Here is a 21482-nt window from a genome sequence, read left to right as displayed (position 1 = left end):
GCAGGTCGTCGGTTCGTGAGGGGCTGATATCTGTAAGTATCGGAAATTATGACATTAATTACGTCGCCGGTTCTACTTTGCTCCAAAGCTCCATAGACTACCTGCGGCAATCCTTGTTAGGTTTGTTTACAAAATTCAATGTTTCGAGAGGCTTGCCGCCTGAATTGCGCCCGGCTGTAGGGGCATTCTGGCTCGAGAGAGAATTTCCAGCACAATCCCTCGTTTGCAAGAATCTACAATCCGTAACAGACGGTAACGTTCCGGCCGAATTTCCGTCTCCAGCAAGCTCGATAATCGAGCTGCTGTATCAACGTCTCCGGCACCTAAAGGCAACGAGCCAAGCGACGGTAAAGCGTTGCTCGACCTTTCAAGGCCTGCTGCATTCCAATGAGACCGGAGGGGACCGCGTGCTTCTATTTCTTGCCTTCATGGCGGCCATCGTTCTTGGTTGTTTCGTCATGCCCCAGCCTCCCGAGGTCCAGGATGATGAGGATAATCTCTGGTGAGGGAATTGAGGGAATGAGGTAGATTATGCGTTGGCCAAAAGGGAAGACGTCCCTTTTTGTGTGTCGCATGGGCTACGAAAGTAGCCGCGTTGGTTCAGCTCGCTGACGCTATCGCGTTTTGCTCGGGGTCGGGGAGCCCACATTACCGGTTAGGCACTAAATATCGCCGGCGGCAAGACTTTCCTCTGAAAGACCTTCAAAGTGGGAATGCGACTGGCCGATGCAAGTGCCCGCCCTTTGAAGGGCCTATTGCAACGGCTGAAAAGGCATTCGCCCGGTTACACCGCGCCGTTTCCTTGGCCAGTCCGACCATCAGACTGAACGCCCACCCCGGTCTGGCGCTCGATATTTCTTAACGTGATAACTTGGCGCAAGAAATCCCGTTTTGGCTGAGCGGGGCTTCCAAGCAGGACCGCTCCCTCCTCGACGTCGGAAATCACGCCCGCCTGTGCGCCGATTTGCACGGCGCGGCCGATGTTCAGGTGACCGGCAATTGCCGCTTGCCCCCCGATTCTCGCGAAATCTCCCACCGTGGTGGAGCCAGCGATGCCCACCTGCGCAACGACGACGCATTGGCGGCCGAGAACAACGTTATGACCAATTTGAACGAGATTATCTATGCGAGTGCCTGCCCCTATGACCGTGTCTCGCGCTGATCCGCGATCGATGGTGGTGTTTGCACCGACCTTGACATCATCTTCGATGACCACGAGACCAAGCTGGGCTACGCCCAGAAACCCCTCTGCTGTTGCAGCGAAGCCGAAGCCTTCCTGGCCTATTCTGACGCCGGGAAAAAGCTCGACACGAGAGCCTATGATTGCATGGCTCACAGTAGTTTGAGCTCCAATCTTGCAATCTCGTCCGATGACGACGGCTCGGCCAATCACAGATCCGGCGCCGATCACGCAGCCGGCGCCGATCACGACACCGCTGCTGATGACGACATTCGGTCCCACCTCGCAGGAGGGATCTATTGAAGCCCCTTCCTCGATGATGGCTGATGGATGGACCCCTGGGGATACAAGCGACTCAGGATGAAAGAGTGCGCAAACACGCGCCCACGCAGCGTAAGGCTCAATAGTCACAATAGCCGCGGCAGAAGGCGGCAGATCGGATTGCAAATCCGGATGCACGATAATCGCGCCCGCCAGAGATTTGCCAAGGAAAGCCAGATAACGGCGGTTGTCCAGGAAGCTGATGTCGGAGGGACCAGCTGTCTGAAGAGTGGCCACGCCGGTCAGCACGAGATCTTTTGAAATCGCCGAGCCGCGCGCGCACGATGCTACCGTTGCCAGATCGAAAGGCCCGCGTTTTTCAAAGAATCTCGAGTCAGCCATCATTATGATCTCTCCAGCAGGGTTAAAATATGCACCGGCATCAAAATCGATGCCGGCGTCGAGCTCTTTACGTTTGAACTGCGGCTTTTCAGTATTTAATCCTGTGACGAAATATTGCTCATGGACAGCGCATGCGAGGGAGCGCGAGCAGAATGGGGCGGAGTCGCCTTAACAAAGCGTCACATTTCTTCCGGTGACATCGTCATCTTCAAAAGTATAAAATTGGGTTGAAGACTATCGATGGAGTTCACGTTCTGTCTAGTATTGCATCCATAGTCAAGGCCCCGGTTCTCTGCGTAGGGGACCGTCCCGACATTGCGCTGATGATCTCCGATGTTCTGAATGATAACGGTTTTGAGGCGCTATGTGGATGTTCCGCGGTTGAAATGGACAATGTTCTCTCTCGCCAGAACGTCGATCTTGTGCTGTCTTCCGCAAGACGTTGTGAGAAATAATCCGTGAAATTGCCCATGCAAAATCCCGCGCCACAGAGCTTCATCGCTGCGCTCACGCAACCATTCGACAGTAAAGCTGGCAATTGGATGAAACAGCGGCCGTCAACCGATGCCGAGCAGCTCAAGAGCGCTGCTCTGATTGACGATATCGCCGACCAAATGACACGGGAAGGCGTTGAAACGGCCTTGGCGGATCGTTACGCCGCTCTATCCGACGACACCCGGTACGAGGAAGATGAGTACAAGTTCAATCCGTTCGGGGGTCGTGAGTAATCAAGATAAAAAGCTTTGACGAAGAGACTTTTGAAACTCGCACTCATTCGGGTGGCTACGATCGTCGGCGTTGCTTTTCCTGTTCCGACCTAACCTGATGTTCCCCGTGCGATCGAACGAACCCGTCGTTGCGCTCAATGTCAACAATTCGAGTGAGCGTCTGCTCCTGCGAACACTCGTTCACGATTTCGATTTCACCTTGCCTCCAAACCACCTGAACGAGCTGTCATCGACACGATGTGATCAACTTCGCTCGTTCGGTGGTGCCGGGTCTATCTCGAGAAGATATGGGTGCAGTCAAGAGGCACGGCGACAATCAGGATCAGCATCATGCCCGGCCTATGCGCCCTTGGCTCTACTTGTTCTTCAGAAGCCATATCTTGCCGGCCATGGTTATGGCGTACACGTCCTTTTCAGCATCGTCGTTAAGGTGAAGACGCTCGAGAAAGCCGGGCTCCTTCAACTCTTCCAATGTTTTGGCGCTTATGAATTTGATCTTCTGCGGTCGTTCTTTCCAACGATCGGTTTTTGCATATGTCACGGTTGCGTTCTGGTGCGTCCACTTCTTCGCCGACTGCGGATAAAGGTCTCCTTGCTGTGCAAGTTTCAACCCGGCGATCTGGGACGGTGTTAGTTCAATCATGGGTGCGAAATGTCTCCATCGCTATTACTCTCGGGCGCACTTACCACAAAAAAAGTCGAGTGTTTCCCAAAATGCGCGACCGGTGTTCGTATATCTGCTCGGTGGATAGTATCGCTGCAGAGCGACCAACTCAAGAAATGTCAGCTGTCGGTGCGCAACTGACCGTATTCGTCGTGAACATGCGTCATTCCAGATCGGCGTTTCGCAGATCGCATGCGGTCCAAAACGATACTCGAATGTGTGGGCCGACGGTTCAAATTTCCTCGAAGGCGAGAGCTTTGAACCGGACGAGGGATCGTGGCCTCAGATCGACAAGCGCATCATCATGACTGGGCAATTTCGTCGGGTAAATCGAACTGAGGCCGGTGTTCGGCCTCCAGCGCCGTAGGTGTCGTCTGCGGGAAATGCCGGGCAATGATTGGCTGCTTGTTTGGGGTCAGCCATCACCGATGGGGGTCGCTGTGCCGGCCACCGCCGATTTCATCTCGCGATAGTGTTCCGTCAATCTCGCCAGGTCGAAGGCCCTGTTGAGTCCGCTTGGATTTGGAAGCACCCAGATTGAAGCGCCGGCGAATTCGTCCGCTTGCCTGCCCCACTCGACATGCGTTCGAAGGCTGATGGCCATGTATGCCGCCTTTCCCAGAAAGGCCAAATTGCCTGGCGCAAACTTTCTTATCTTGCTCTCCAGTGCGGGAGCCGCGGTGAGGTAATCGCGGCTCTTAAGCTCGTTGGCACTTTTCGTGGGACGTGAGACTGCCGATGTCAGGCCCAGGCCATATCTCAGTATTTCGCGTTCTTCGTCCGCCCGCAGCAGACGGGGAGTAAATCCGGCGAGATGCAATACTCGCCAAAAGCGATTGCTTCGGTTCGAGAAGTTGTGGCCGTCTTGCTGAGCGGAAAGGGCAGGATTCAATCCGCAGAAAACCACGGAAAGGCGAGGCGCAAGGATTTCCGATAGTCCGCTCGCCGGCGTTGCGGCGTCGACCTGACCATCTATGTCCTTGGCCGTGCCATTCTCTTGCATATGAAACTTCCCTGGGGGAGTGGAGGCGAGAGCGACTCGATGCGTCAGGCGTCCTCGTTAAGTTAGCCGGTAGACCGTCGACCGACCACCGCCAGCTTGCAATGCTGATGTCGGCGATCTGTCGCAGCGGCTGACAGCTGTATCTTGTGCCGCAGTAGCCTGATGAACGCCGTACGGTCTAATCTTTCATCTTCATGGCGGCGCGCAGGGTGTCGTTGATCCGGTCCTGCCAGCCAGCGCCGTCTGCCTGGAAATAAGCCAGAACTTCGCTGTCAAGCTTTAGGGACACGAGCTCTTTGATATTCGGCAGCGGCCCCCGTTCGACCGCGGGAGCCGGCGCTTTTTTGACTGGCTTGAAGAGTGCCTCAGCCGCTTCGAGCGGATTGCCTGGCCGTCTTGGTGTGCGCATGGATCCTACCTTGCTCTCTGGCGGCGGTCATTCGTGCCTGTCGCCATCGACCGACCTTTTGATACGGCGAGTTGGATATTTCCTGGCCGACGCGTTGAGGAAACAATGCCGGCGAACTCTTTAATCGGTCAGCTGGTCAACTTTGGACCAATGTCGTTCTAGTGTTCGGGAAGCTCTTTGTGAAGTCCAATTCCTCAATCGACATGATTGATCAGGTCGGAGGTAACTCGCCTGGAAGCGATGATCACTATCGCCTGCAACGGAAGAACGACGCGCTCCCGCCCGAGGCGGGTAATTGCAATGGCAGTTCTGTTCGTCGTAAACATTCCGCCTGCTTGTTTTTAGAGGAGGCGCAGCATGGACCGATTGACCGGCGGTTGCCTTTGCGGCAACGTCCGAATTGTGGCGTCGGGACGCCCATACCGGGTCGGCCTTTGTCACTGTCTCGACTGCCGCAAGCATCACGGCGCCCTTTTTCACGCTTCCGCGATATTTCCTCAGGATGCGGTGACGATCGAAGGCGAAACACGCGACTACGCCGGGCGTTTTTTCTGTCCTCGCTGCGGCTCACCCGTTTTCGCCCGCACCGCGGACGAAATCGAAGTGAACCTGGGATCCCTGGATAACCCTGACGAACTGAAGCCGACCTACGAACTCTGGACCGTCCGTCGTGAATGCTGGTTGCCGCCGTTTCCGCTCACAAGACGATACGACCGCGATCGTGACGCCACGGGTCGTTTCGAGGAGTAGGTCGCGCGATCGGTGCGAAGGCGCCGTTGCGAGGTGACAAGGATACAGGCCTTGATCGACATCTCGAACCAGATGCTCGAGGACTTCGCCTTCGACATGGAAGGCGAAGTCCGCGGCGAGGCGACGAGCACACGCCCGCCACGGACGGCCTATGCCTGCGAGCATTTTGTCAGTGGCGGGTTGTCGCTGCCAAGCGCTCGCTCTTGTTAAGCTTCCTGAATCGCGAAAACTTCGCCGACCATTTCCTCGCTCTTTGCCCAAAGCGCTTTCGCGTGCTCAGGATCGAGCGCGTAGGATCGCACGCCTTCGCTCACCGGGTTGATCAGCCCGTCTGTCACCACCGAGACACGGCAGTTTTCGCAATACTTGCCGCCGACTTCGCTGGCTTCGGCGACGACGCCGGCCCAGACGGAGGTAGCAGCACCCTGCGGTATCGTTTTTAACTGGAAGGGCGGCCTACCTTCAGCGGCCAGATCGGCGTTGATCTTTGTCAGCATCTGCTCCAACGTATCCGCCGGAAGATGACGGGTGAGTTCGGTCTGAATGCCTCCCGGATGCAACGCCGCCGCCCGGACGCCGCGCGTCCGATGACGCCGGTCGAATTCGACAGCAAAGAGGATATTGGCGGTTTTGGAGCGCCCATAGGCCATCCAGGGGTCATATTCCTTATGTTCGAAATTGGGATCTTCGAGATCGACGTCGGCGAAGCGGTGGCCTGAGGAGGCCACATTCACCAGCCGTCCGCCGGCGGCGATCAACGATGCGATCCGGTTGACGAAGACAAAGTGACCGAGATGGTTCGTGCCGAACTGCGTTTCGAAACCATCGGCGGTGTGGCCGAAGGGAGCTGCCATGACGCCGGCATTGGCGATGACGACGTCGAAAGGCCGCCCATCCGCTAGGAGAGTATCGGCAGCTTTACGAACGCTGGCAAGCGAGGCGAGATCGAGCTCTACAAGCGCGAGGCCACCGCCGTTCTTGGCGTCGGCGCGAACCGGCGCTGTAGCCGCCTCCGCCTTGGCAAGATCGCGGGCAGTGCCCACGACCTGCGCTCCGTGGGCGGCGAGGGCGCGTGCGGTCTCGACGCCAAGCCCGGCTGATACGCCGGTAACGAGCACGCGCTTACCGCTGAGGTTGATGCCGGCAAGCACCTCGTCAGTGGTGGAAGTCGCTCCAAAAGGTCCGGTCATGAAAATCTCCTTCAACCGTGGACACGCAGACACCCGTCGACGGCGAGCCATTGCCCGCCGCCCTCGAATAAATTAAAAGGAGGGCGCCTCCGCATTAAATACGGAGGAGACCTCCGTTTATCAAGGGGCATCTGCAAACGTGACGATAAAAACTGAGCGCCGCGTCGCCCGCAAGCCGCGGGCCGATGCAGAGCGAAACCGTCTTCGCCTGATGGCGGCGGCCAAGGCCGTCTTTGCCGAGAAGGGTGCGGATGCCAGCCTTGAGGAGATTGCGCGCGTCACGGGCGTCGGCATCGGCACGCTCTATCGCCACTTCCCGACCCGCGATGCCTTGATCGGTGATGTCTATCGCAACGAGACCGAACAGCTTGCCAAAGCCGCGACTGAGCTGGCTGAAAGTCTTCCGCCGAAGGAGGCGCTGCGGCAATGGATGGTGGTGTTCGTCGAATACATGGCCACCAAGCACGGCATGTATCCGCTGTTGAATTCTCTGGTGGATGGCACATCAACGCTTTATGCCGCCGCCGGTCCACTGATCAGCGGCTCGATGGAAATGCTGGCCGCACGAGCGGTGGAAAACGGCGATATCCGGCTCGACATTCCCCCTCTGGATCTCCTGCGCGCTATCGGCGGCCTTGCCAATAACAATAATCCGGAATGGAAGAACGCCGCCAAGCGCCTCATCGACATCCTGATCGCTGGTATCGAAACGGCGCCGAATGGGTGACGCCAGGAGGGGCGCTTGAGCTTGTCGAGGAGCTGGCTCCGGCTGGCAGAAACAAGCCCGCGAGAGCGGACGCGAATACATCTCGGTCAAGCCAGGCGATCCAAGCTTTGCAGCCTCGATCTATGCGTCGCTCATCTATGCGTCGCTCATCAAGGTCCGGGGCCAGGAAGGCCGTCAATTCATCTGGTCGCGTTTGCCACTGTCACGGATCCGTTGCGTCCAGCCGCTGTTCTGTCGCGGATTTCCCACGATTTTCGATAGGGCGCCTCTCACGCTTCTTTCATATGCGGCCAATCGAGACTCCGTCTTCCCCAGCATTGCACTCACGCCATGATGCGCTGGCAATCGGCAGCTTGTGATGGTGATCATATAAAGGTAAACTTTACGCGCGATAATTTAGCAATCGCAGCAAAGAAATTTCGCAATTGCGATATGATCGGAGCGCGTTGAAAATATTACGGTGTTTTTTCAGGTTGTTATGTCACGCCGCGGCAGTTCCAGCGTCCTCCTGAGATGAAGGAGCTTGACAACGTGACTAAAAATATCTGATCTAAAGTTTACGCATGTAATTTTATGCGTATACATCCGTTAAGGAGGAGGACGGAATTATGAAAAAAATTCTTTATGCACTTTCAACATCGACGATTGGCTTCGGGCTCGCAGCGGGTCTGGCGCACGCCGAGGATTTGACGATTGCCACCGTCAACAACGGTGACATGATCATCATGCAGAAGCTTTCCCCCGAGTGGGAGAAGGAAACGGGCAACAAGCTGAATTGGGTGGTGCTGGAAGAAAATGTCCTGCGCCAGAAGGTGACCACCGACATCGCCACCAAGGCCGGCCAGTATGACATCTTGACGATTGGCGGCTATGAGGCACCGATCTGGGGCAAGCTCGGATGGCTGGAACCGCTCGATGATCTCGGCGACGACTACGATTACGGCGACCTGCTGGCCCCGATCAAGAGCGGCCTGACCGTGAATGGTAAGCTCTATGCCGTGCCGTTTTATACCGAGAGTTCCTTCACGCTTTACCGCAAGGATCTCTTCGATGCTGCCGGCATCAAGATGCCGGACCAGCCGACCTATGATCAGATTAAGGAATATGCTGCCAAGCTGACGGACAAGTCGAAGGAGCAATACGGCATCTGCCTGCGCGGTAAGCCCGGTTGGGGCGAAAACATGGCCTTCCTCGGAACGATGATCAATACCTATGGCGGCCGCTGGTTCGACATGGATTGGAAGCCGCAGATCAATTCGGCGCCTTGGAAGAAGGCGATCACCGACTATGTCGATCTCATGAAGAAGTACGGCCCGCCGGGTGCTACGGCAAACGGCTTCAACGAGAACCAGGCGCTGTTTTCGACCGGACATTGCGCAATGTGGATCGATGCTACATCGGCCGCTGGCCGTGTGTACGATCCCAAGCAAAGCCAGGTGGCCGACAAGATCGCGTTTACCCGCGCGCCGGTTGCCGTTACGCCGAACGGTTCAAGCTGGTCGTGGTCCTGGAATCTCGCAATTCCCGCCTCGTCGACAAAGGCAGAAGCAGCGAAGTCGTTCATCAAGTGGGCAACGTCGAAGCAATACGTCAAGTTGGTCGGTGAAAAGGACGGTTGGGTTGCGGTGCCCCCGGGCACGCGCAAGTCGACCTATGATCTTGCCGAATACCAGAAGGCAGCCCCTTTTGCGGATACGGTCTTGAAGGCCATCCTTTCGGCCGACCCTGCAAAGCCGACCAAGGATCCGGTGCCATACACCGGCGTCCAGTTTGTTGCCATTCCTGAGTTCCAGGGCATCGGCACCATCGTCGGTCAGCAGATTGCCTCGGCTTTGGCCGGTCAGCAAAGCGTTGATGCAGCGCTCAATGCGGCCCAGAAGCAGGTCGAGCGTGACATGAAGAAGGCAGGCTATCCGAAGAAGTAGGCCTTTCGCACTCGCGGCATCTGCGCGCGAGTTCCTCCCGGAGGGATTTCGGCAGCTTCGGCTGCCGAAATCTTCTTGGCGGCGGCGTTCACATTCATTTCAGCATGCTCCTCGCCAAGAACTTACGCACTAAATGCTGTTGATCGCTGACCGCGAATTGGAGAACGATATGAGATTGAAAGATAAAGTCGCCCTCATCACTGGCGGCGCGCGTGGGATCGGGCTCGGTTTTGCCGAGGCTTTTGTCAAGGAAGGCGCCAAGGTCGTCATCGCGGATATCGATATCGACCGCGCCACGAAGGCTGCCGAAGCGATCGGCCCGGCGGTCAAGGCCGTCAAGCTGGACGTTACCGATCTTGACGCCATCGACACCGTCGTCAAGGCGGTTGACGCGGAGTTTGGCGGCATCGACATTTTGGTCAACAATGCCGCAATCTTCGACATGGCGCCGATCAACGACATCACCGAGGCAAGCTATGACAAAGTCTTCGCGATCAATCTGAAGGGTCCCCTCTTCATGATGAAGGCTGTCTCCAATGTGATGATCGCGCGCGGCAGAGGCGGCAAGATCATCAACATGGCCAGCCAGGCCGGCCGCCGCGGCGAGGCGCTCGTTCTGCTCTACTGCGCCTCGAAAGCCGCGATCATTTCGGCGACGCAGTCAGCCGCATTGGGGCTCGTAAAATATGGCATCAATGTCAACGCCATAGCGCCTGGCGTGGTGGACGGCGAGCACTGGGATATCGTCGACGCCCACTTCGCCAAGTGGGAAGGCCTGAAGCGTGGTGAGAAGAAGGCCGCCGTCGCCAAATCCGTACCGATCGGCCGCTTCGCGACGCCTGAGGATATCAAGGGACTTGCGGTCTTCCTCGCATCCGCAGACAGCGACTACATCCTCGCACAGACATACAACGTCGATGGCGGCAACTGGATGAGCTGAGCTGTTCGGCTCGTTACGAAGGAGCATGAAAATGAAAGCCATTTCCTTCACAGAAAAAGGTGTCGCAGCATCTGTCGCCATGCCGCTGCCCGAACTGCTGGCGGGGCATGCCCTGGTGCGCGTGCAGGCCGCCGGCCTCTGCCATACCGATATCGATGTTCTCTACGGACGCTACGGCGAGGGCCGGTTTCCGTTGGTGCCCGGCCATGAATATGCCGGTGTCGTCGAAGCCGTCGCCCCTGATGTCAGCGGCATCCGCGTCGGCGCGCGGGTGGCCGTCGATCCGAACCTGTCCTGCGGTACATGCCCTGCCTGCCGCAAGGGGCTCACAAATCTCTGCCGTGAGCTGAAAGCCTATGGCGTCACCCACAATGGCGGATTTGCGGAATACAGCGTGGTACGGGTCGACCACCTGCATGACATCGGCGCGCTGCCCTTCGATGTAGCGGCGTTGGCCGAACCTCTAGCCTGCGTGCTCAACGGCTTGGGCGCTGCTGGGCTGAATGCAGGTCCGGCGAAGACCGAAAATGCGCTCGTGTTCGGCGCCGGCCCAATCGGCCTTCTCCTTGCCTTGTCGCTGAAAGCGGAAGGCGTCGGATCCGTTACGGTCGCCGATATCAACGAGAGCCGTCTTGCTTTCGCCAAGGAGCTCGGGCTTGAGGCGGTCCCCTCCGGCTCCAAAGAGTTGCTGGCTCAAAGACGTGCCTTTGATCTTGTGGCTGACGCGACGGGAATCGCAGGTGTCGTCGAAGCGATGATCGACTTCACCGCGGATGGCGGCACCATCATGGTATTTGGCGTCTGCGCGCCGGATGCGCGGATTTCAATTCCGCCGTTCGAAATCTTCCGCCGTCAGCTCAAGGTTTGCGGGTCGCATTCCCTCAACAGGAATATCCCCGATGCGCTGGCGATATTGCAGCGTGACAATGGCGCCATGGCACGACTGGTCTCGCATAAATTGCCGTTGCCAGAGATCGTGCCCTACTTCACCAAACGTGGGGGTGATCCGGCAACGATGAAGGTTCAATTCGTGGCCGAGTAGATTCCATTTCCGGAGCAAGTCGAGCGTGCCTCTCGTTTCGCCTTTTCGAAGGGCTATGAGTCATCTACACAGCGAGAAGCGGCGCGTCAGGAGATCAAATGGTGGGAAAGACGATCAAAACGATGGAGGACTTTTCCGAATTCGTCGGCCTCTCTCGTCCCACTGTTTCCAAGTATTTCAACGATCCGAATTCGGTCCGGAAAAAGACGAGGGACACGATTGAGGTCGCACTCAAGAAGTCCGGGTTCCGTCCTAACATCTTCGCTGTTAACCTCAACCGTCGGCGCACCAATATCCTCGGCATCATCATTCCGAACTCGACCGACCCGTTCTACATGGCGCTGACGCGGCGCATCGAGTCGCTTGCCAGCGAAGCCGGCTTTTTCGCCCTCGTGCTCTCGTCTGATGGCCGAGCAGAGATGGAAGATCGGGCGATCAGGACGTTGAAGTCGATGAACGTTGCCGGCGCGATCATCGCGCCGCTCGGAATCGAATCCCATCGGCGCACATTGGAAGATTTCGGTCGAGATGTTCCCTTGATCTACGTCGACTCGCCGCTGGACGAAACATCTGCTTTCGTCGGCACCGACAATCGACAGAGCTTCGGTCTGATCGTCGATTACCTCTGCAGATCAGGGGAGCCGCCCTGCTATTTGGGAATGCCTCATGTCAATACCAATGCATTGACGCGAGAGAAGGCCTATGTCGACGCAATGAAGCGCCTGGGCATGACGCCGCATATCGTACCGGTCATGAGCGTTAAGACCTGGGACTTTGAAAAGTTCGGTTGCGACGAGACGACCAAGATCTTGAATTCAAGATCGGGCTTTCCGACCCGAACGGTTCTATGCGCGAACGACCGAGTGGCGTTCGGAGCCATTTCCGCAGCCTACCGTCACGGCCTGCGCGTCGGCCATGGTGCGGACTATCAGCTTCGCATCGCGGGTCATGACGACCATCCGCTTTCAAGATACGCATGCCCTCCTATTACGACGGTTGCGCAGAACTATGATCAGATCGGAAAGCGCGCGATCGAGATGCTGCTGTCCAAACTCGGTGAAATGGCAAGCACCGCAGCGTCGGCTGTGGTCGATGAGCGTGTGCTGCTGAGCGGCGACCTGATGCTCCGCGATTCAGCTTGAGAGGTCCGGACAGATAGCTCCGGTGCTGCCGGACTGCGGTTGCTTCGGTCCGACAAGTTATGGCCGTGCGGCTGATCAACGGGAAACGATCCGATGCGTCCGAACCCACAGCCAGGTCGCTCTTCGCCCTGAACTCACACACGCGTTTGAAGGCCGCCTATCCTCGATCGGTTACACGATCGGGCATATGTCGCAATTGAAGGAAATTCAATTTCAAGCCGGCGTGGTCATATTTTCTGCTGAATACTGGCGATTTCCGTGTCGAGACACAAAATACCGCAGAAAATTAGATTTCAATTTCTTTGACCTTGCCTGGATGGCTCCATAGCATTTGAAGCGTTTCAATGGATTGGAAGCCATGAAAAAGGGACGCCCGACAATTGCTGATGTTGCACGCGCCGCCGGTGTCTCCGTCGGAACGGTATCCCATTTTCTCAATGAAACGGTTCCCGTTAAAGCCGAGACGGCCGAGCGGATCCAGGGAGCGATACAGAAGCTCGCTTATCGCCCAAGCGTGTTTGCCCGGTCGCTGCCGATGCTGTCTGCGAAGACGGTGCATGCTCGGGAAGGCAACCCGCGCCTTCTCGTCGTCGGTCACATATGTCTCGACTATCTTTGCCGCGTCCCCGTTCTTCCTCATCGCGACGATCGTATAGCGGCAGAGCATATCGACAAGGCTCTCGGTGGACCCGCCGCCAATCTGGCCGTCGCTGCCGCCAGTGTCGGTGCCCCTTACGAGCTTCAAATCGACCTTGCCACGTCGATCGGGGACGACGGGGACAGCGAGTGGGCCCTCGCCGAATTGCTGGCACGCAACGTCAATGTCCTTCCCATTCGCCGGCCGATCAAGAATCGCCTGCCGCGGGCGATGGTGATCATCGAGGCCAACGGCAGCAGGACGATCATTCACGAAACATTCGAACTGAGCGAGATCGATCTAACCGAAAACATGGACATAGGTCCCGCCAACGTCCGCTCCTGCCTTCACATCGAAGGTTTTCACTATGAGCGGATGGTTCCCTCGATCGCTCGTTTTCACGCAGCCGGTTGGAAGGTCAGCCTCCATACTGCCGGTCTTCCCGCCGGCTCCCGCACGCCGACAGCCTTCTCGGCCCTTATCAGGCAGGTCGATCTGACCTTCATCAACGATGAGGCCTTTCGGGAGATCTTCGACATACGCACCCCGCTCGCGACGATGATCGACGAAGCGGATCGTATCCTGAAGCGCATCAAAGCACGCGGTGACGTCGTCCTGACACTGGGCGAATTCGGAGCCGTGGTCTTCAAGAAGAGCGGTGGTGCGCCCATTGAAGTTCCAGCCCTGCCGGTGACACGGGTCGACGCCACAGGGGCCGGCGACGCCTTCGCTGGAATATTCCTCAGTCTCTGGCTGCACGACAAATCGCTTGTTGATGCTGCTCGGTACGCCGCGATCGGCGCCAGCCTGACGACCACTGCCGAAGGCGCCCAAGGGCGGTCTGCAAATGCCTATGAGATCGAGACACTGCTGCCCTCGGTCGAAGTAAAAGCCGCGGTCTGAGTTCGGCCGCCATGCCCAAGAGAAATCGTGCAAGGAGATGATTATGACGATAAAGGTTCTGCTGGTCGGAGAGAGTTGGGTGAGCTCGGCCACCCATTACAAGGGCTTCGATCAGTTTGGCAGCGTCACCTTCCACCTCGGCGCGGAGCCGCTGGTCGCCGCCCTCCAGGGCAGCGAATTCGACATCACCTACATGACCGCGCATGACACCGTGGAGAAGTTCCCATTTTCGCTGGAGGAACTGTCCGCCTATCAGGTCATTATCCTGTCGGATATCGGCGCGAACTCACTGCTCTTGCCGCCGGCTGTCTGGCTGCATGGAAAGCCTGTGCCCAACCGTCTGAAGATCATCCGTGACTGGACCGCAGCCGGCGGCGGCCTGGTGATGGCCGGGGGATATTTCAGCTTCCAGGGGATCGACGGAAAGGCGCGCTGGCGTCGGACTCCCGTCGAAGAAGCGCTGCCCGTGACGTGCCTGCCCTATGATGATCGCCTTGAAATTCCGGAGGGATTTCGAGCTGATGTCAAAAAGGAGCATCCAATTCTGGCCGGTGTAGACGGCGAGTGGCCCCTGCTTCTCGGCGCCAACGAGGTCGTGGTGAAGGAACAGGCTGGCGTCGAAGTTCTCGCCACGCTGCCAGAAGACGAAGGCGGCCATCCGCTGCTCGTCACTGGCGAATTTGGCAAAGGCCGAACGGTGGCATGGACGTCGGATATCGGGCCGCACTGGGTGCCGAATGAATTCGTTGCGTGGCCGGGCTACGCCACTCTCTGGAAGAACATCCTGCGGTGGGTCAGCCATGTTGCATGAGGTTCAGGAAGCACGGGGGTCGACGATGACATATCCATTCCTGCGGGCAAACGGGATCAGCAAGCGCTTCGGGGCGCTTGCGGCGCTGACCGATGTCAACCTCGACATCAATAGCGGCGAGGTCCTCGCGCTCCTCGGCGATAACGGCGCCGGCAAGTCGACCTTCGTCAAGATCCTGGCGGGCGCACACGCCCAGAGCGACGGTGACCTTCTTATTGAGGGTGAGCCGGTGGCGTTCTCGTCCCCCAAGGACGCTGCAAGCTCGGGTATCGCCACGATCTTTCAGGAGCTTGCTCTCTCCGAAAACCTGTCGATCGCCGAAAACGTTTTCCTCGGCCGCGAGTTGAAGCGATCCGTACTCGGCATCCCTTTTCTGCGTCGCACGGAAATGCGCGAACGCGTCGATGCTCTGCTGCATGAGCTCGAAGCCCATATTTCCGACCCGGAGGCGCCCGTCGGCAGCCTGTCCGGTGGTCAACGCCAGGCGGTCGCCATCTGCCGTGCCCTCAATCTCAACGCCAAGCTCGTGATCATGGACGAGCCGACCGCGGCACTTGCCGTCGCCGAGACGCGCAAGGTGCTGTCGCTGACGCGGCGGCTTGCCGAGCGCGGCTGTGCTGTCGTGCTGATCAGCCACAATATCGCTGATGTCTTCGAGGTCGCCGACCGCATGGTCGTCTTCCGCCGAGGCCGCAAGGTCGCCGAAAGACGGCGGCTCGAAACGACACCCGAAGAAATCGTCTCCCTTATAACAGGCGCTCATCCCGACGTGCGGGCGCTTGAAAACAATAAATAAAAAAGCGCGTTCAATCTCCAGAGGATCATAACATGTTCAATCAATTCAAGAAGGCATTCATAGCGTCATCAGTAACCTTGGCTCTCGCATCGGCGGCTATCGCCCAGGACAAGCCGAAAGTCGCGTTTGTGCCCCAGCTGATCGGCATTCCCTATTTCAACGCCATGGAAGAAGGCGGCAAGCGTGCTGCCGGCGAACTCGGCGTGGATTTCATCTACTCCGGCCCCGTTGATACCAACCCCGTCGACCAGCTCCAGATCGTGCAGAATCTGATCGACCAAGGCGTCAACGCCGTTTCAGTCAGTGTGCTCGACGCCTCCTCCATCGCGCCGGTGGTCGAAGCCGCCAAGGCAAAGGGCGTCAAGCTGTTTACCAGCGACAGCGATGCCCCCGATAGCGGCCGTGCCGTCTATGTTGCGCAGGCGACCGACGAAGGTCTCGGCGGCACGATCATCGATGAACTCGTCAAGCGGGTCGGTGCCGATGCGAAGATCGGCATTGTCTCCGGTGAAGCGACGGCTTCGAACCTCAATGCCTGGATCGGCTTCATGAAGCAGCGAGCCGCCGCCAAATACCCCAAGCTCACGCTGCTCGAGCCGCAATATGCCGGCGGCACGGCGCAGCGCGCCGGCCAGATTGCCGGCGATCTGATGACCGCCAATCCCGATCTCAAGGCGATCATCGCGGTTGCCTCTTCGACCTGCCCCGGCGTGGCGCAGGCCATTGAGACGGCGGGCAAGATCGGATCTGTTATCGGAACCGGCTATTGCAGCCCGAATACGGCTCGTGCCTATCTGAAGAGCGGTGCCTTCGGCTTCACTGTTCTGTGGGATCCGTCGCAACTTGGCTATCTGACGGTTTGGGCCGGCAAGCAGCTGATCGACGGCAAGCCCTTTGCGGCGGAGAATACGGTTCCAGGCCTTGCTGCTCCCGTTACCTACGATGCGGCCAAGGGCATCCTGCTGCTCGGGCCGCCGGCCGTTTTCACTGCCGACAATGTCGACAAGTTCAATTTCTGAACGTGGATGATCATGCGATGCGACTGTTGAGTCCACGCTTCCTAGCCATGGGCGGACGTGAATGGGGGCTACTCTGCGCCACCATTCTCGCCGCGCTCGTCTTCACCGTCGCATCGCCCTTCTTTGCGACAATGGGCAATATCGACACCATCGTCCGCAACAGCATCGAATTGATGCTCGTCGGTCTCGGCATGACCCTGTTGCTCGCCATGGGCGGCATCGATGTCTCCATCGGCATCGTCATGGGCCTTGCCGCGATCGGGGTCGCAAACGCTCTGCTCGCGGGCTGGGGTGCCTTGCCCGCGGCATTGCTGGGACCGGCCATCGGTGCAGCCCTCGGCCTGGTAACCGGCAGCGTCGTCGTCATCGGACGGATCCCGGCCATTGTCGGAACGCTCGGCCTGTTCGGCGTCTATCGAACAGCCGTCTTTGCACTGCTCGGCGGCCAGTGGCTGTCGGGCCTGCCGACCAACCTGACAGGGCTGTTGGCAGCAACGGTCGTGGGCGTTCCTGTTGCCGCCATCGCCATTGTTGCCGTCTATCTCGCGCTTTGGATCGCGCTGCGGCGCACGCCCTTCGGCCCACACCTTCTGTCGATCGGCAATTCCGAGGAGAAGGCACGCCTCTCCGGCGTGCCTGTTACGAAGGTGCGCCTTGCGACCTTCATCATCAGCGGCGCGCTCACCGGACTCGCGGCAAGTTTCTATGTCGCGAACTACCGCAATGTGGAAATGGCGATCGGGTCCACATTGGCGCTGGATGCGATCGCCGCCGTCGTGCTTGGCGGGACCAGCATCATGGGCGGCCGCTGCAGCCTCATCGGCACGGCAATCGGCGTCATTCTCCTGCGGATCCTGCAGAACGGCCTATTGCTTGTCGGCGTGCCCTCCCTCTGGCAACCGGTGGTGACGGGCGCTCTTCTCATCGGGGTCTTGGCACTTGAAATGCCGACGATGCAGCTCGCCGCACTGAAGACGAAGTGGATGCGCGGATGACCAGCAATCCAGCAATGAACGGTTCGTCCCGCATCCTCTTTCTGCTGGGTGCCCTCTGGATCGTGGTCGTCGTCTTGTTTGCGCTTTTCAAACCCTCGATGTTCGGGGAAGCAACCGTCACCACCATTCTCCAGTTCTCGACAATTCTGGCGCTTGTGGCGCTTGGGCAGGGTCTGATCGTGCTGGCCGGCGGCGCGGGCATCGATCTGTCGGTCGGCGGGATCGCATCCCTATCCGCCGTCATGACTATGCTTGCGATTAAGAGCGGCGTGCCGGTGCTCGCCATCCCGCTTCTTTGCACCGCCATCGGCGCGGCGCTCGGCGCCTTCAATGGTCTCCTGGTGACGCGCCTCTCCATACTTCCCCTGATCGCGACACTCGGGACGCTCTTCATTTATTCAGGCCTTGCCGTTGCATTGACGGGGGGTGCAGCGCAATCAGGTGTTCCCGCCTGGCTCCTGGCATGGGGACGAGGCGTTGTCTTCGGTCTGCCGATCCCCTTCGTCACCATTGTCGTTCCGGTCTTCATGATCGGTTCCGTGGTGCTGATGCGAACGGCATGGGGATGCTGGATCTTTGCCATGGGCTACAACGAACGCTCGGCGCGGCTTGTCGGCATCCCGGTCGATCGCGCTCGGTTGACGATGTATGCACTGAGCGGCGCTTTGGCAGGGCTGGCCGGGCTCATCTCGATCGCCTGGCTCGGCAGCGCGCGACCGAATATCGGGCAGAACCTCGAACTTGAATCCTTGACGGCCGTGATGTTGGGCGGCGTCGCCATTACAGGTGGCGTCGGCGGAGTTGGCGGCATTCTCGCCGCCGTCATTCTGCTGATCACGCTCAAAACGGGCCTGCTGCAACTGAATGTCAACACGGTTTGGCAGGTCGGTATCGTCGGCGCACTGCTGATCGCCGTCCTGCTGATAGACCGCATTTCGAAACACTGGAGATAAGAATGTCATCCATTGAAAAACTGATTGCCGAACGGGTCGAGGCCGCCGAAGACCGTATCGTCCAGACGCTGAGCGATCTCGTTGCCTTCGCATCGATCGTCAAATCGAACCCGAAGGAGGCCGGCCCCGGCGAACGTGATTGCCAGCTCTATCTGCAGAAGCGCCTCGAGCGCCTTGGCTTCACCACAGACCTTTGGGATCCCGATGGGCCGGCACTCTATGCCAAATACGAGGGGCGGCCGGGTGCGAACAAGGGCAGGACCTTCGAGGGAAGACCAAACCTCGGGGGTGTTCTGAAGGGGGCCGGCGGCGGCCGCTCCCTTATGCTGACGGGCCATATCGATGTCGTGCCGCCCGGGGCGCCAGAACACTGGACGACCGATCCCTTCGGCCCGGTGCTCAAGGATGGTTTCCTGCATGGACGTGGCACCGTTGACATGAAGGGCGGGGTCGCCTGCATGCTGATGGCCGTCGAGATCCTGAAGGAGATGAATATCCCGCTGAAGGGCGACATCGTCTTCACGACCGTGGTTGACGAGGAGATCGGTGGAATGGGGTCGCTCGCCATGGTGGACCGCGGCTTCCATGCGGACGCGGGGATCATGACCGAGCCGACCGCCAACCGTATCGCCCCGCTCTGCCACGGCATCCTCTGGGGCAAGATCATCATCGACGGTATCGGTGGCCACGCGGAACTCACGCCGAATTCCTGGTACACGAGCGGCCCCGTCGATGCCGTGCAGCTCTGCCGCCAGGTGCTCGATGGCATTGATATTCTCAACCGCCGCTGGATGTTCGATCCCAAGAAGAACCATCCGCTGATGGACCTGCCGAACCAGATCATCGTCACGCAGCTCAAGGCAGGAGAGCATCCGTCATCCATGGCCGGCAAGGCCGAGATCATTATCGATGCGCAATATCTGCCCAGTGAGAAGGACGAGTTCGGTCTCGGAGGCCATGTAAAGCGCGAGATCGAAGAGCACGTGCGCAACATCTGCCAGGCGGACCCATATCTTCGCAAGCATCCGGCGCGGGTGGAATGGATACTCGATGCGGATTGCGCGGAGGTCCCGGCCGACAATCCGTTCGTGCGGCTGTTTCAGGAAGCAGTCGAAACGGCAGCGCTATCGCCTGTGCTTTCCGGATTCGGAGCCCATAGCGACATCGGGCTTCCGACCTCGCTCGGCAACACGCCGACGATCAACTTCGGACCGGGCGATCCTGCACAGGCCCATCAGCCAAACGAGCGCGTATCAGTCCGCGATCTCATCGATTGCACCAAGGCGATCGCGCTCGCTGTACAAAAATGGTGTGCCTGAACGAGTTGTCGTGCGCTGTAGTTCAAAGGTCCGCAACCCTAGGGTTTATTAAAGGACGATTGCGGGCGGCGATGGGAACCGGCATTTGACGAGGCTCTGGTTGCGCCGAGCAACCAGAGCGGACGTTATTCCTGGAGCTGACGACGGTCCGCTCCCAGCACCTTGCCGGGGTTCATCATGCCTGAGGGATCGAGACTGCGCTTGATCGCAAGCATGAGGTCCTGCTCGACCTCGCCGCGATATTTGAGCACCGCCCCGGCCTTGAGCGTGCCGAGCCCATGTTCGGCTGAAACGGTTCCGCCGAAGCGCAGGGCGTTGTGATTGATGATACCGTGGATCTCATCCGATCTGGCTAGGAAATCCTCTGGCGAAACGTCATCGGGCTGGATGATGCCGAAGTGGATGTTGCCGTCGCCGAGGTGGCCGAAAGCAATGATGCGGGCTCCCTTGACAGCTTCAGAAATTGCCGCGGAGCAGATCTCGAGGAAATCCGGTATCGACGAGATTGGAACGGCGATATCGCCCTGGATCGTCGGTCCCTCCATCATATCGGCTTCGGCCAATCCTTCGCGCAGCGCCCAGAAGCGTTTGCTTTGGCTGAGAGAAGCGGAAACGACAGCGTCGCTGACCAAGCCGGCTTCATAAGCCTCGGCAAGCACGGCCGTCATCCTTTCCTGCTGCGAGGCGGTTTCATCGCTTGAGGAAAATTCGACAAGCACCTGCCATTCGCAAAGCCTTTCCAAGGGGAAACGGCAGGCTGGGAAATGCTTGAGGACAAGCTCAAGGCCGTTTCCCGGCATGAGCTCGAAAGCGGTAACCTGCCCGCCGGTTCGCTGCTTGCAAAGCGCGAGCAAATCCAGCGCTGCCTTGACGGATGGCACGGCGCACACGGCCGTCGCGACGGAGGCGGGCCTTGCAAAGAGTTTCAGCACGGCGCCCGTAATGATGCCGAGAGTGCCTTCGCTGCCGATGAACAGCTGCTTGAGATCATAGCCCATATTGTCCTTGCGAAGGCCGCGCATGCCGTTCCAGATGCGGCCGTCCGCGAGAACCACCTCGAGCCCGAGAACCAGATCCCTTGTGTTTCCGTAGCGAAGGACATTGCTGCCACCCGCATTGGAGGCGAGGTTGCCGCCGATCTGGCAATTGCCTTCGGAGGCAAGACGCAGTGGGAAGAGACGTCCGTTTTTCTCGGCCTCCGCCTGGATCGAGGCGAGAAGGCATCCCGCATCGACGGTCATCGTATCGTTGATGGTATCGATGGCCCGCACCTTGTTCATGCGGGCGAGGTTGACCAGGATCTCGACGCCCTTTCCGCTCGGCACCGCGCCGCCAACCAGGGATGTATTTCCGCCTTGCGGCACGATCTTCAGCCCATATTCCCGGCAGATCGAGACGATGGCGGCGACTTCCTCCGTCCGTGCCGGCTTCAACAACAGGGGCGAACTGCCGCGCATGACGCCCGTCCAGTCGACGACATGCGGTTCGAGAAGGCCGGGATGGGTGCTCCAGCCGGAAGGCCCGACCGTCTCCTTCAGACGCTCAAGCGCTTCCGCAAGCCTGTCAGGCCGTATCTGTTCTCCGGATATGTCCGCCTTCATGTCCAGCGTCATTGGAGAAAATCCTTTCATTTCCGGCGGGTGAGGTTCAGGCCCTCATCCTGTGGTGATCGGCTGGCGCAGGGTG

At 58.7% G+C, this 21482-nt stretch carries 21 protein-coding genes and 1 pseudogene; 16 read left to right on the top strand and 6 right to left on the bottom strand.

Translation table 11 applies throughout. The features are described 5' to 3' along the window. Positions 1-784 precede the first annotated feature (784 nt). Positions 785-1846, bottom strand: coding sequence for a UDP-3-O-(3-hydroxymyristoyl)glucosamine N-acyltransferase (gene lpxD / locus JTP94_RS01365; RefSeq protein ID WP_246754605.1), 1062 nt, complete (start codon positions 1844-1846; stop codon positions 785-787). A gap of 467 nt (positions 1847-2313) precedes the next feature. On the opposite strand from lpxD, the gene JTP94_RS01360 reads away from it, so the two are divergent. Further along, a complete protein-coding gene (locus JTP94_RS01360) occupies positions 2314-2571 on the top strand; it encodes a hypothetical protein (RefSeq protein ID WP_246754604.1) in 258 nt (85 codons plus the stop codon). A gap of 355 nt (positions 2572-2926) precedes the next feature. On the opposite strand, the gene JTP94_RS01355 is transcribed toward JTP94_RS01360, so the two are convergent. The 3 genes from JTP94_RS01355 to JTP94_RS01345 all read right to left on the bottom strand — a co-directional run bounded on the left by JTP94_RS01355 (position 2927) and on the right by JTP94_RS01345 (position 4647). Further along, positions 2927-3214, bottom strand: a complete 288-nt coding sequence (locus JTP94_RS01355) for a hypothetical protein (RefSeq protein ID WP_204848768.1) — start codon at positions 3212-3214, stop codon at positions 2927-2929. Between the two features lie 436 nt (positions 3215-3650). Then, positions 3651-4238, bottom strand: a complete 588-nt coding sequence (gene mug / locus JTP94_RS01350) for a G/U mismatch-specific DNA glycosylase (RefSeq protein WP_204848767.1) — start codon at positions 4236-4238, stop codon at positions 3651-3653. 178 nt (positions 4239-4416) lie between these two features. Then, positions 4417-4647, bottom strand: coding sequence for a BrnA antitoxin family protein (locus JTP94_RS01345; RefSeq protein ID WP_168597999.1), 231 nt, complete (start codon positions 4645-4647; stop codon positions 4417-4419). 357 nt (positions 4648-5004) lie between these two features. On the opposite strand from JTP94_RS01345, the gene JTP94_RS01340 reads away from it, so the two are divergent. Further along, on the top strand, positions 5005-5397 hold the full coding sequence (locus JTP94_RS01340; RefSeq protein ID WP_204848766.1) for a GFA family protein: 393 nt from the start codon (positions 5005-5007) through the stop codon (positions 5395-5397). 51 nt (positions 5398-5448) lie between these two features. After that, the gene (locus JTP94_RS01335; RefSeq protein ID WP_204848765.1) at positions 5449-5607 is read left to right on the top strand and encodes a hypothetical protein; all 159 of its coding nucleotides are present in this window, start codon (positions 5449-5451) and stop codon (positions 5605-5607) included. On the opposite strand, the gene JTP94_RS01330 is transcribed toward JTP94_RS01335, so the two are convergent. Beyond that, complete coding sequence (locus JTP94_RS01330; RefSeq protein WP_204848764.1) at positions 5604-6587, bottom strand: SDR family NAD(P)-dependent oxidoreductase; 984 nt, start codon at positions 6585-6587, stop codon at positions 5604-5606. The two genes, JTP94_RS01335 and JTP94_RS01330, sit on opposite strands and share 4 nt — an antisense overlap. Positions 6588-6726: 139 nt before the next feature. Here JTP94_RS01330 and JTP94_RS01325 point away from each other — a divergent pair, with 139 nt between their 5' ends. The 13 genes and pseudogenes from JTP94_RS01325 to JTP94_RS01265 all read left to right on the top strand — a co-directional run bounded on the left by JTP94_RS01325 (position 6727) and on the right by JTP94_RS01265 (position 19796). Beyond that, positions 6727-7314 (top strand): TetR/AcrR family transcriptional regulator, encoded by a 588-nt coding sequence (locus tag JTP94_RS01325; RefSeq protein ID WP_204848763.1) that lies wholly within the window; start codon positions 6727-6729, stop codon positions 7312-7314. Positions 7315-7357: 43 nt separating this feature from the next. Next, positions 7358-7648, top strand: a pseudogene (locus JTP94_RS35980) (DUF736 family protein); the annotation flags it as partial. Positions 7649-7922: 274 nt separating this feature from the next. After that, positions 7923-9239 (top strand): sugar ABC transporter substrate-binding protein, encoded by a 1317-nt coding sequence (locus JTP94_RS01315; protein WP_204848762.1) that lies wholly within the window; start codon positions 7923-7925, stop codon positions 9237-9239. Positions 9240-9408: 169 nt separating this feature from the next. After that, on the top strand, positions 9409-10179 hold the full coding sequence (locus tag JTP94_RS01310) for an L-iditol 2-dehydrogenase (RefSeq protein WP_204848761.1): 771 nt from the start codon (positions 9409-9411) through the stop codon (positions 10177-10179). A gap of 31 nt (positions 10180-10210) precedes the next feature. Further along, positions 10211-11221 carry a zinc-dependent alcohol dehydrogenase family protein gene (locus JTP94_RS01305; RefSeq protein WP_204848760.1) on the top strand — a complete coding sequence of 337 codons (1011 nt, stop codon included), beginning with the start codon at positions 10211-10213 and terminating at the stop codon, positions 11219-11221. Positions 11222-11343: 122 nt separating this feature from the next. Continuing rightward, positions 11344-12363: a LacI family DNA-binding transcriptional regulator gene (locus JTP94_RS01300; protein WP_204849012.1), complete on the top strand. Its 1020-nt coding sequence runs from the start codon at positions 11344-11346 to the stop codon at positions 12361-12363. 358 nt (positions 12364-12721) lie between these two features. Next, positions 12722-13903: a carbohydrate kinase family protein gene (locus JTP94_RS01295; protein WP_204848759.1), complete on the top strand. Its 1182-nt coding sequence runs from the start codon at positions 12722-12724 to the stop codon at positions 13901-13903. A 43-nt stretch (positions 13904-13946) separates the two neighbouring features. Then, on the top strand, positions 13947-14714 hold the full coding sequence (locus JTP94_RS01290; protein WP_204848758.1) for a glutamine amidotransferase: 768 nt from the start codon (positions 13947-13949) through the stop codon (positions 14712-14714). Between the two features lie 25 nt (positions 14715-14739). Further along, entirely contained in the window at positions 14740-15510 is a 771-nt protein-coding gene (locus JTP94_RS01285; RefSeq protein ID WP_204848757.1) for an ATP-binding cassette domain-containing protein, read from the top strand. A 32-nt stretch (positions 15511-15542) separates the two neighbouring features. Further along, entirely contained in the window at positions 15543-16529 is a 987-nt protein-coding gene (locus JTP94_RS01280; RefSeq protein WP_204848756.1) for an autoinducer 2 ABC transporter substrate-binding protein, read from the top strand. 17 nt (positions 16530-16546) lie between these two features. Next, on the top strand, positions 16547-17524 hold the full coding sequence (locus tag JTP94_RS01275) for an ABC transporter permease (protein WP_204848755.1): 978 nt from the start codon (positions 16547-16549) through the stop codon (positions 17522-17524). Beyond that, the gene (locus JTP94_RS01270) at positions 17521-18477 is read left to right on the top strand and encodes an ABC transporter permease (protein ID WP_204848754.1); all 957 of its coding nucleotides are present in this window, start codon (positions 17521-17523) and stop codon (positions 18475-18477) included. The genes JTP94_RS01275 and JTP94_RS01270 overlap by 4 nt, the downstream gene beginning before the upstream one ends. 2 nt (positions 18478-18479) lie before the next feature. Further along, positions 18480-19796: a M20 family metallopeptidase gene (locus JTP94_RS01265; protein ID WP_204848753.1), complete on the top strand. Its 1317-nt coding sequence runs from the start codon at positions 18480-18482 to the stop codon at positions 19794-19796. Positions 19797-19921: 125 nt separating this feature from the next. Here the strand turns inward: JTP94_RS01265 and JTP94_RS01260 are convergent, their stop codons facing one another. Next, a complete protein-coding gene (locus JTP94_RS01260) occupies positions 19922-21409 on the bottom strand; it encodes an FAD-binding oxidoreductase (protein WP_246754603.1) in 1488 nt (495 codons plus the stop codon). Positions 21410-21482: the final 73 nt, after the last annotated feature.

This window comes from Martinezella lusitana (assembly GCF_016901135.1).
GTDB lineage: Bacteria > Pseudomonadota > Alphaproteobacteria > Rhizobiales > Rhizobiaceae > Rhizobium > Rhizobium lusitanum_D.
The sequence above is the reverse complement of the archived record's forward strand: the minus strand, read 5'-3'. Positions and strand labels throughout refer to the sequence as shown.

Excerpts from the sequence above, each read along its gene's own strand:
- JTP94_RS01360 (WP_246754604.1), top strand. The coding sequence starts at position 2,314 with ATGCAAAATCCCGCGCCACAGAGCTTCATCGCTGCGCTCACGCAACCA.
- JTP94_RS01265 (WP_204848753.1), top strand. The coding sequence starts at position 18,480 with ATGTCATCCATTGAAAAACTGATTGCCGAACGGGTCGAGGCCGCCGAA.
- JTP94_RS01315 (WP_204848762.1), top strand. The coding sequence starts at position 7,923 with ATGAAAAAAATTCTTTATGCACTTTCAACATCGACGATTGGCTTCGGG.
- lpxD (WP_246754605.1), bottom strand. The coding sequence starts at position 1,846 with ATGATGGCTGACTCGAGATTCTTTGAAAAACGCGGGCCTTTCGATCTG.
- JTP94_RS01330 (WP_204848764.1), bottom strand. The coding sequence starts at position 6,587 with ATGACCGGACCTTTTGGAGCGACTTCCACCACTGACGAGGTGCTTGCC.
- mug (WP_204848767.1), bottom strand. The coding sequence starts at position 4,238 with ATGCAAGAGAATGGCACGGCCAAGGACATAGATGGTCAGGTCGACGCC.
- JTP94_RS01260 (WP_246754603.1), bottom strand. The coding sequence starts at position 21,409 with ATGACGCTGGACATGAAGGCGGACATATCCGGAGAACAGATACGGCCT.
- JTP94_RS01295 (WP_204848759.1), top strand. The coding sequence starts at position 12,722 with ATGAAAAAGGGACGCCCGACAATTGCTGATGTTGCACGCGCCGCCGGT.
- JTP94_RS01305 (WP_204848760.1), top strand. The coding sequence starts at position 10,211 with ATGAAAGCCATTTCCTTCACAGAAAAAGGTGTCGCAGCATCTGTCGCC.
- JTP94_RS01340 (WP_204848766.1), top strand. The coding sequence starts at position 5,005 with ATGGACCGATTGACCGGCGGTTGCCTTTGCGGCAACGTCCGAATTGTG.
- JTP94_RS01310 (WP_204848761.1), top strand. The coding sequence starts at position 9,409 with ATGAGATTGAAAGATAAAGTCGCCCTCATCACTGGCGGCGCGCGTGGG.
- JTP94_RS01345 (WP_168597999.1), bottom strand. The coding sequence starts at position 4,647 with ATGCGCACACCAAGACGGCCAGGCAATCCGCTCGAAGCGGCTGAGGCA.
- JTP94_RS01355 (WP_204848768.1), bottom strand. The coding sequence starts at position 3,214 with ATGATTGAACTAACACCGTCCCAGATCGCCGGGTTGAAACTTGCACAG.
- JTP94_RS01270 (WP_204848754.1), top strand. The coding sequence starts at position 17,521 with ATGACCAGCAATCCAGCAATGAACGGTTCGTCCCGCATCCTCTTTCTG.
- JTP94_RS01285 (WP_204848757.1), top strand. The coding sequence starts at position 14,740 with ATGACATATCCATTCCTGCGGGCAAACGGGATCAGCAAGCGCTTCGGG.
- JTP94_RS01300 (WP_204849012.1), top strand. The coding sequence starts at position 11,344 with ATGGAGGACTTTTCCGAATTCGTCGGCCTCTCTCGTCCCACTGTTTCC.
- JTP94_RS01275 (WP_204848755.1), top strand. The coding sequence starts at position 16,547 with ATGCGACTGTTGAGTCCACGCTTCCTAGCCATGGGCGGACGTGAATGG.
- JTP94_RS01280 (WP_204848756.1), top strand. The coding sequence starts at position 15,543 with ATGTTCAATCAATTCAAGAAGGCATTCATAGCGTCATCAGTAACCTTG.
- JTP94_RS01290 (WP_204848758.1), top strand. The coding sequence starts at position 13,947 with ATGACGATAAAGGTTCTGCTGGTCGGAGAGAGTTGGGTGAGCTCGGCC.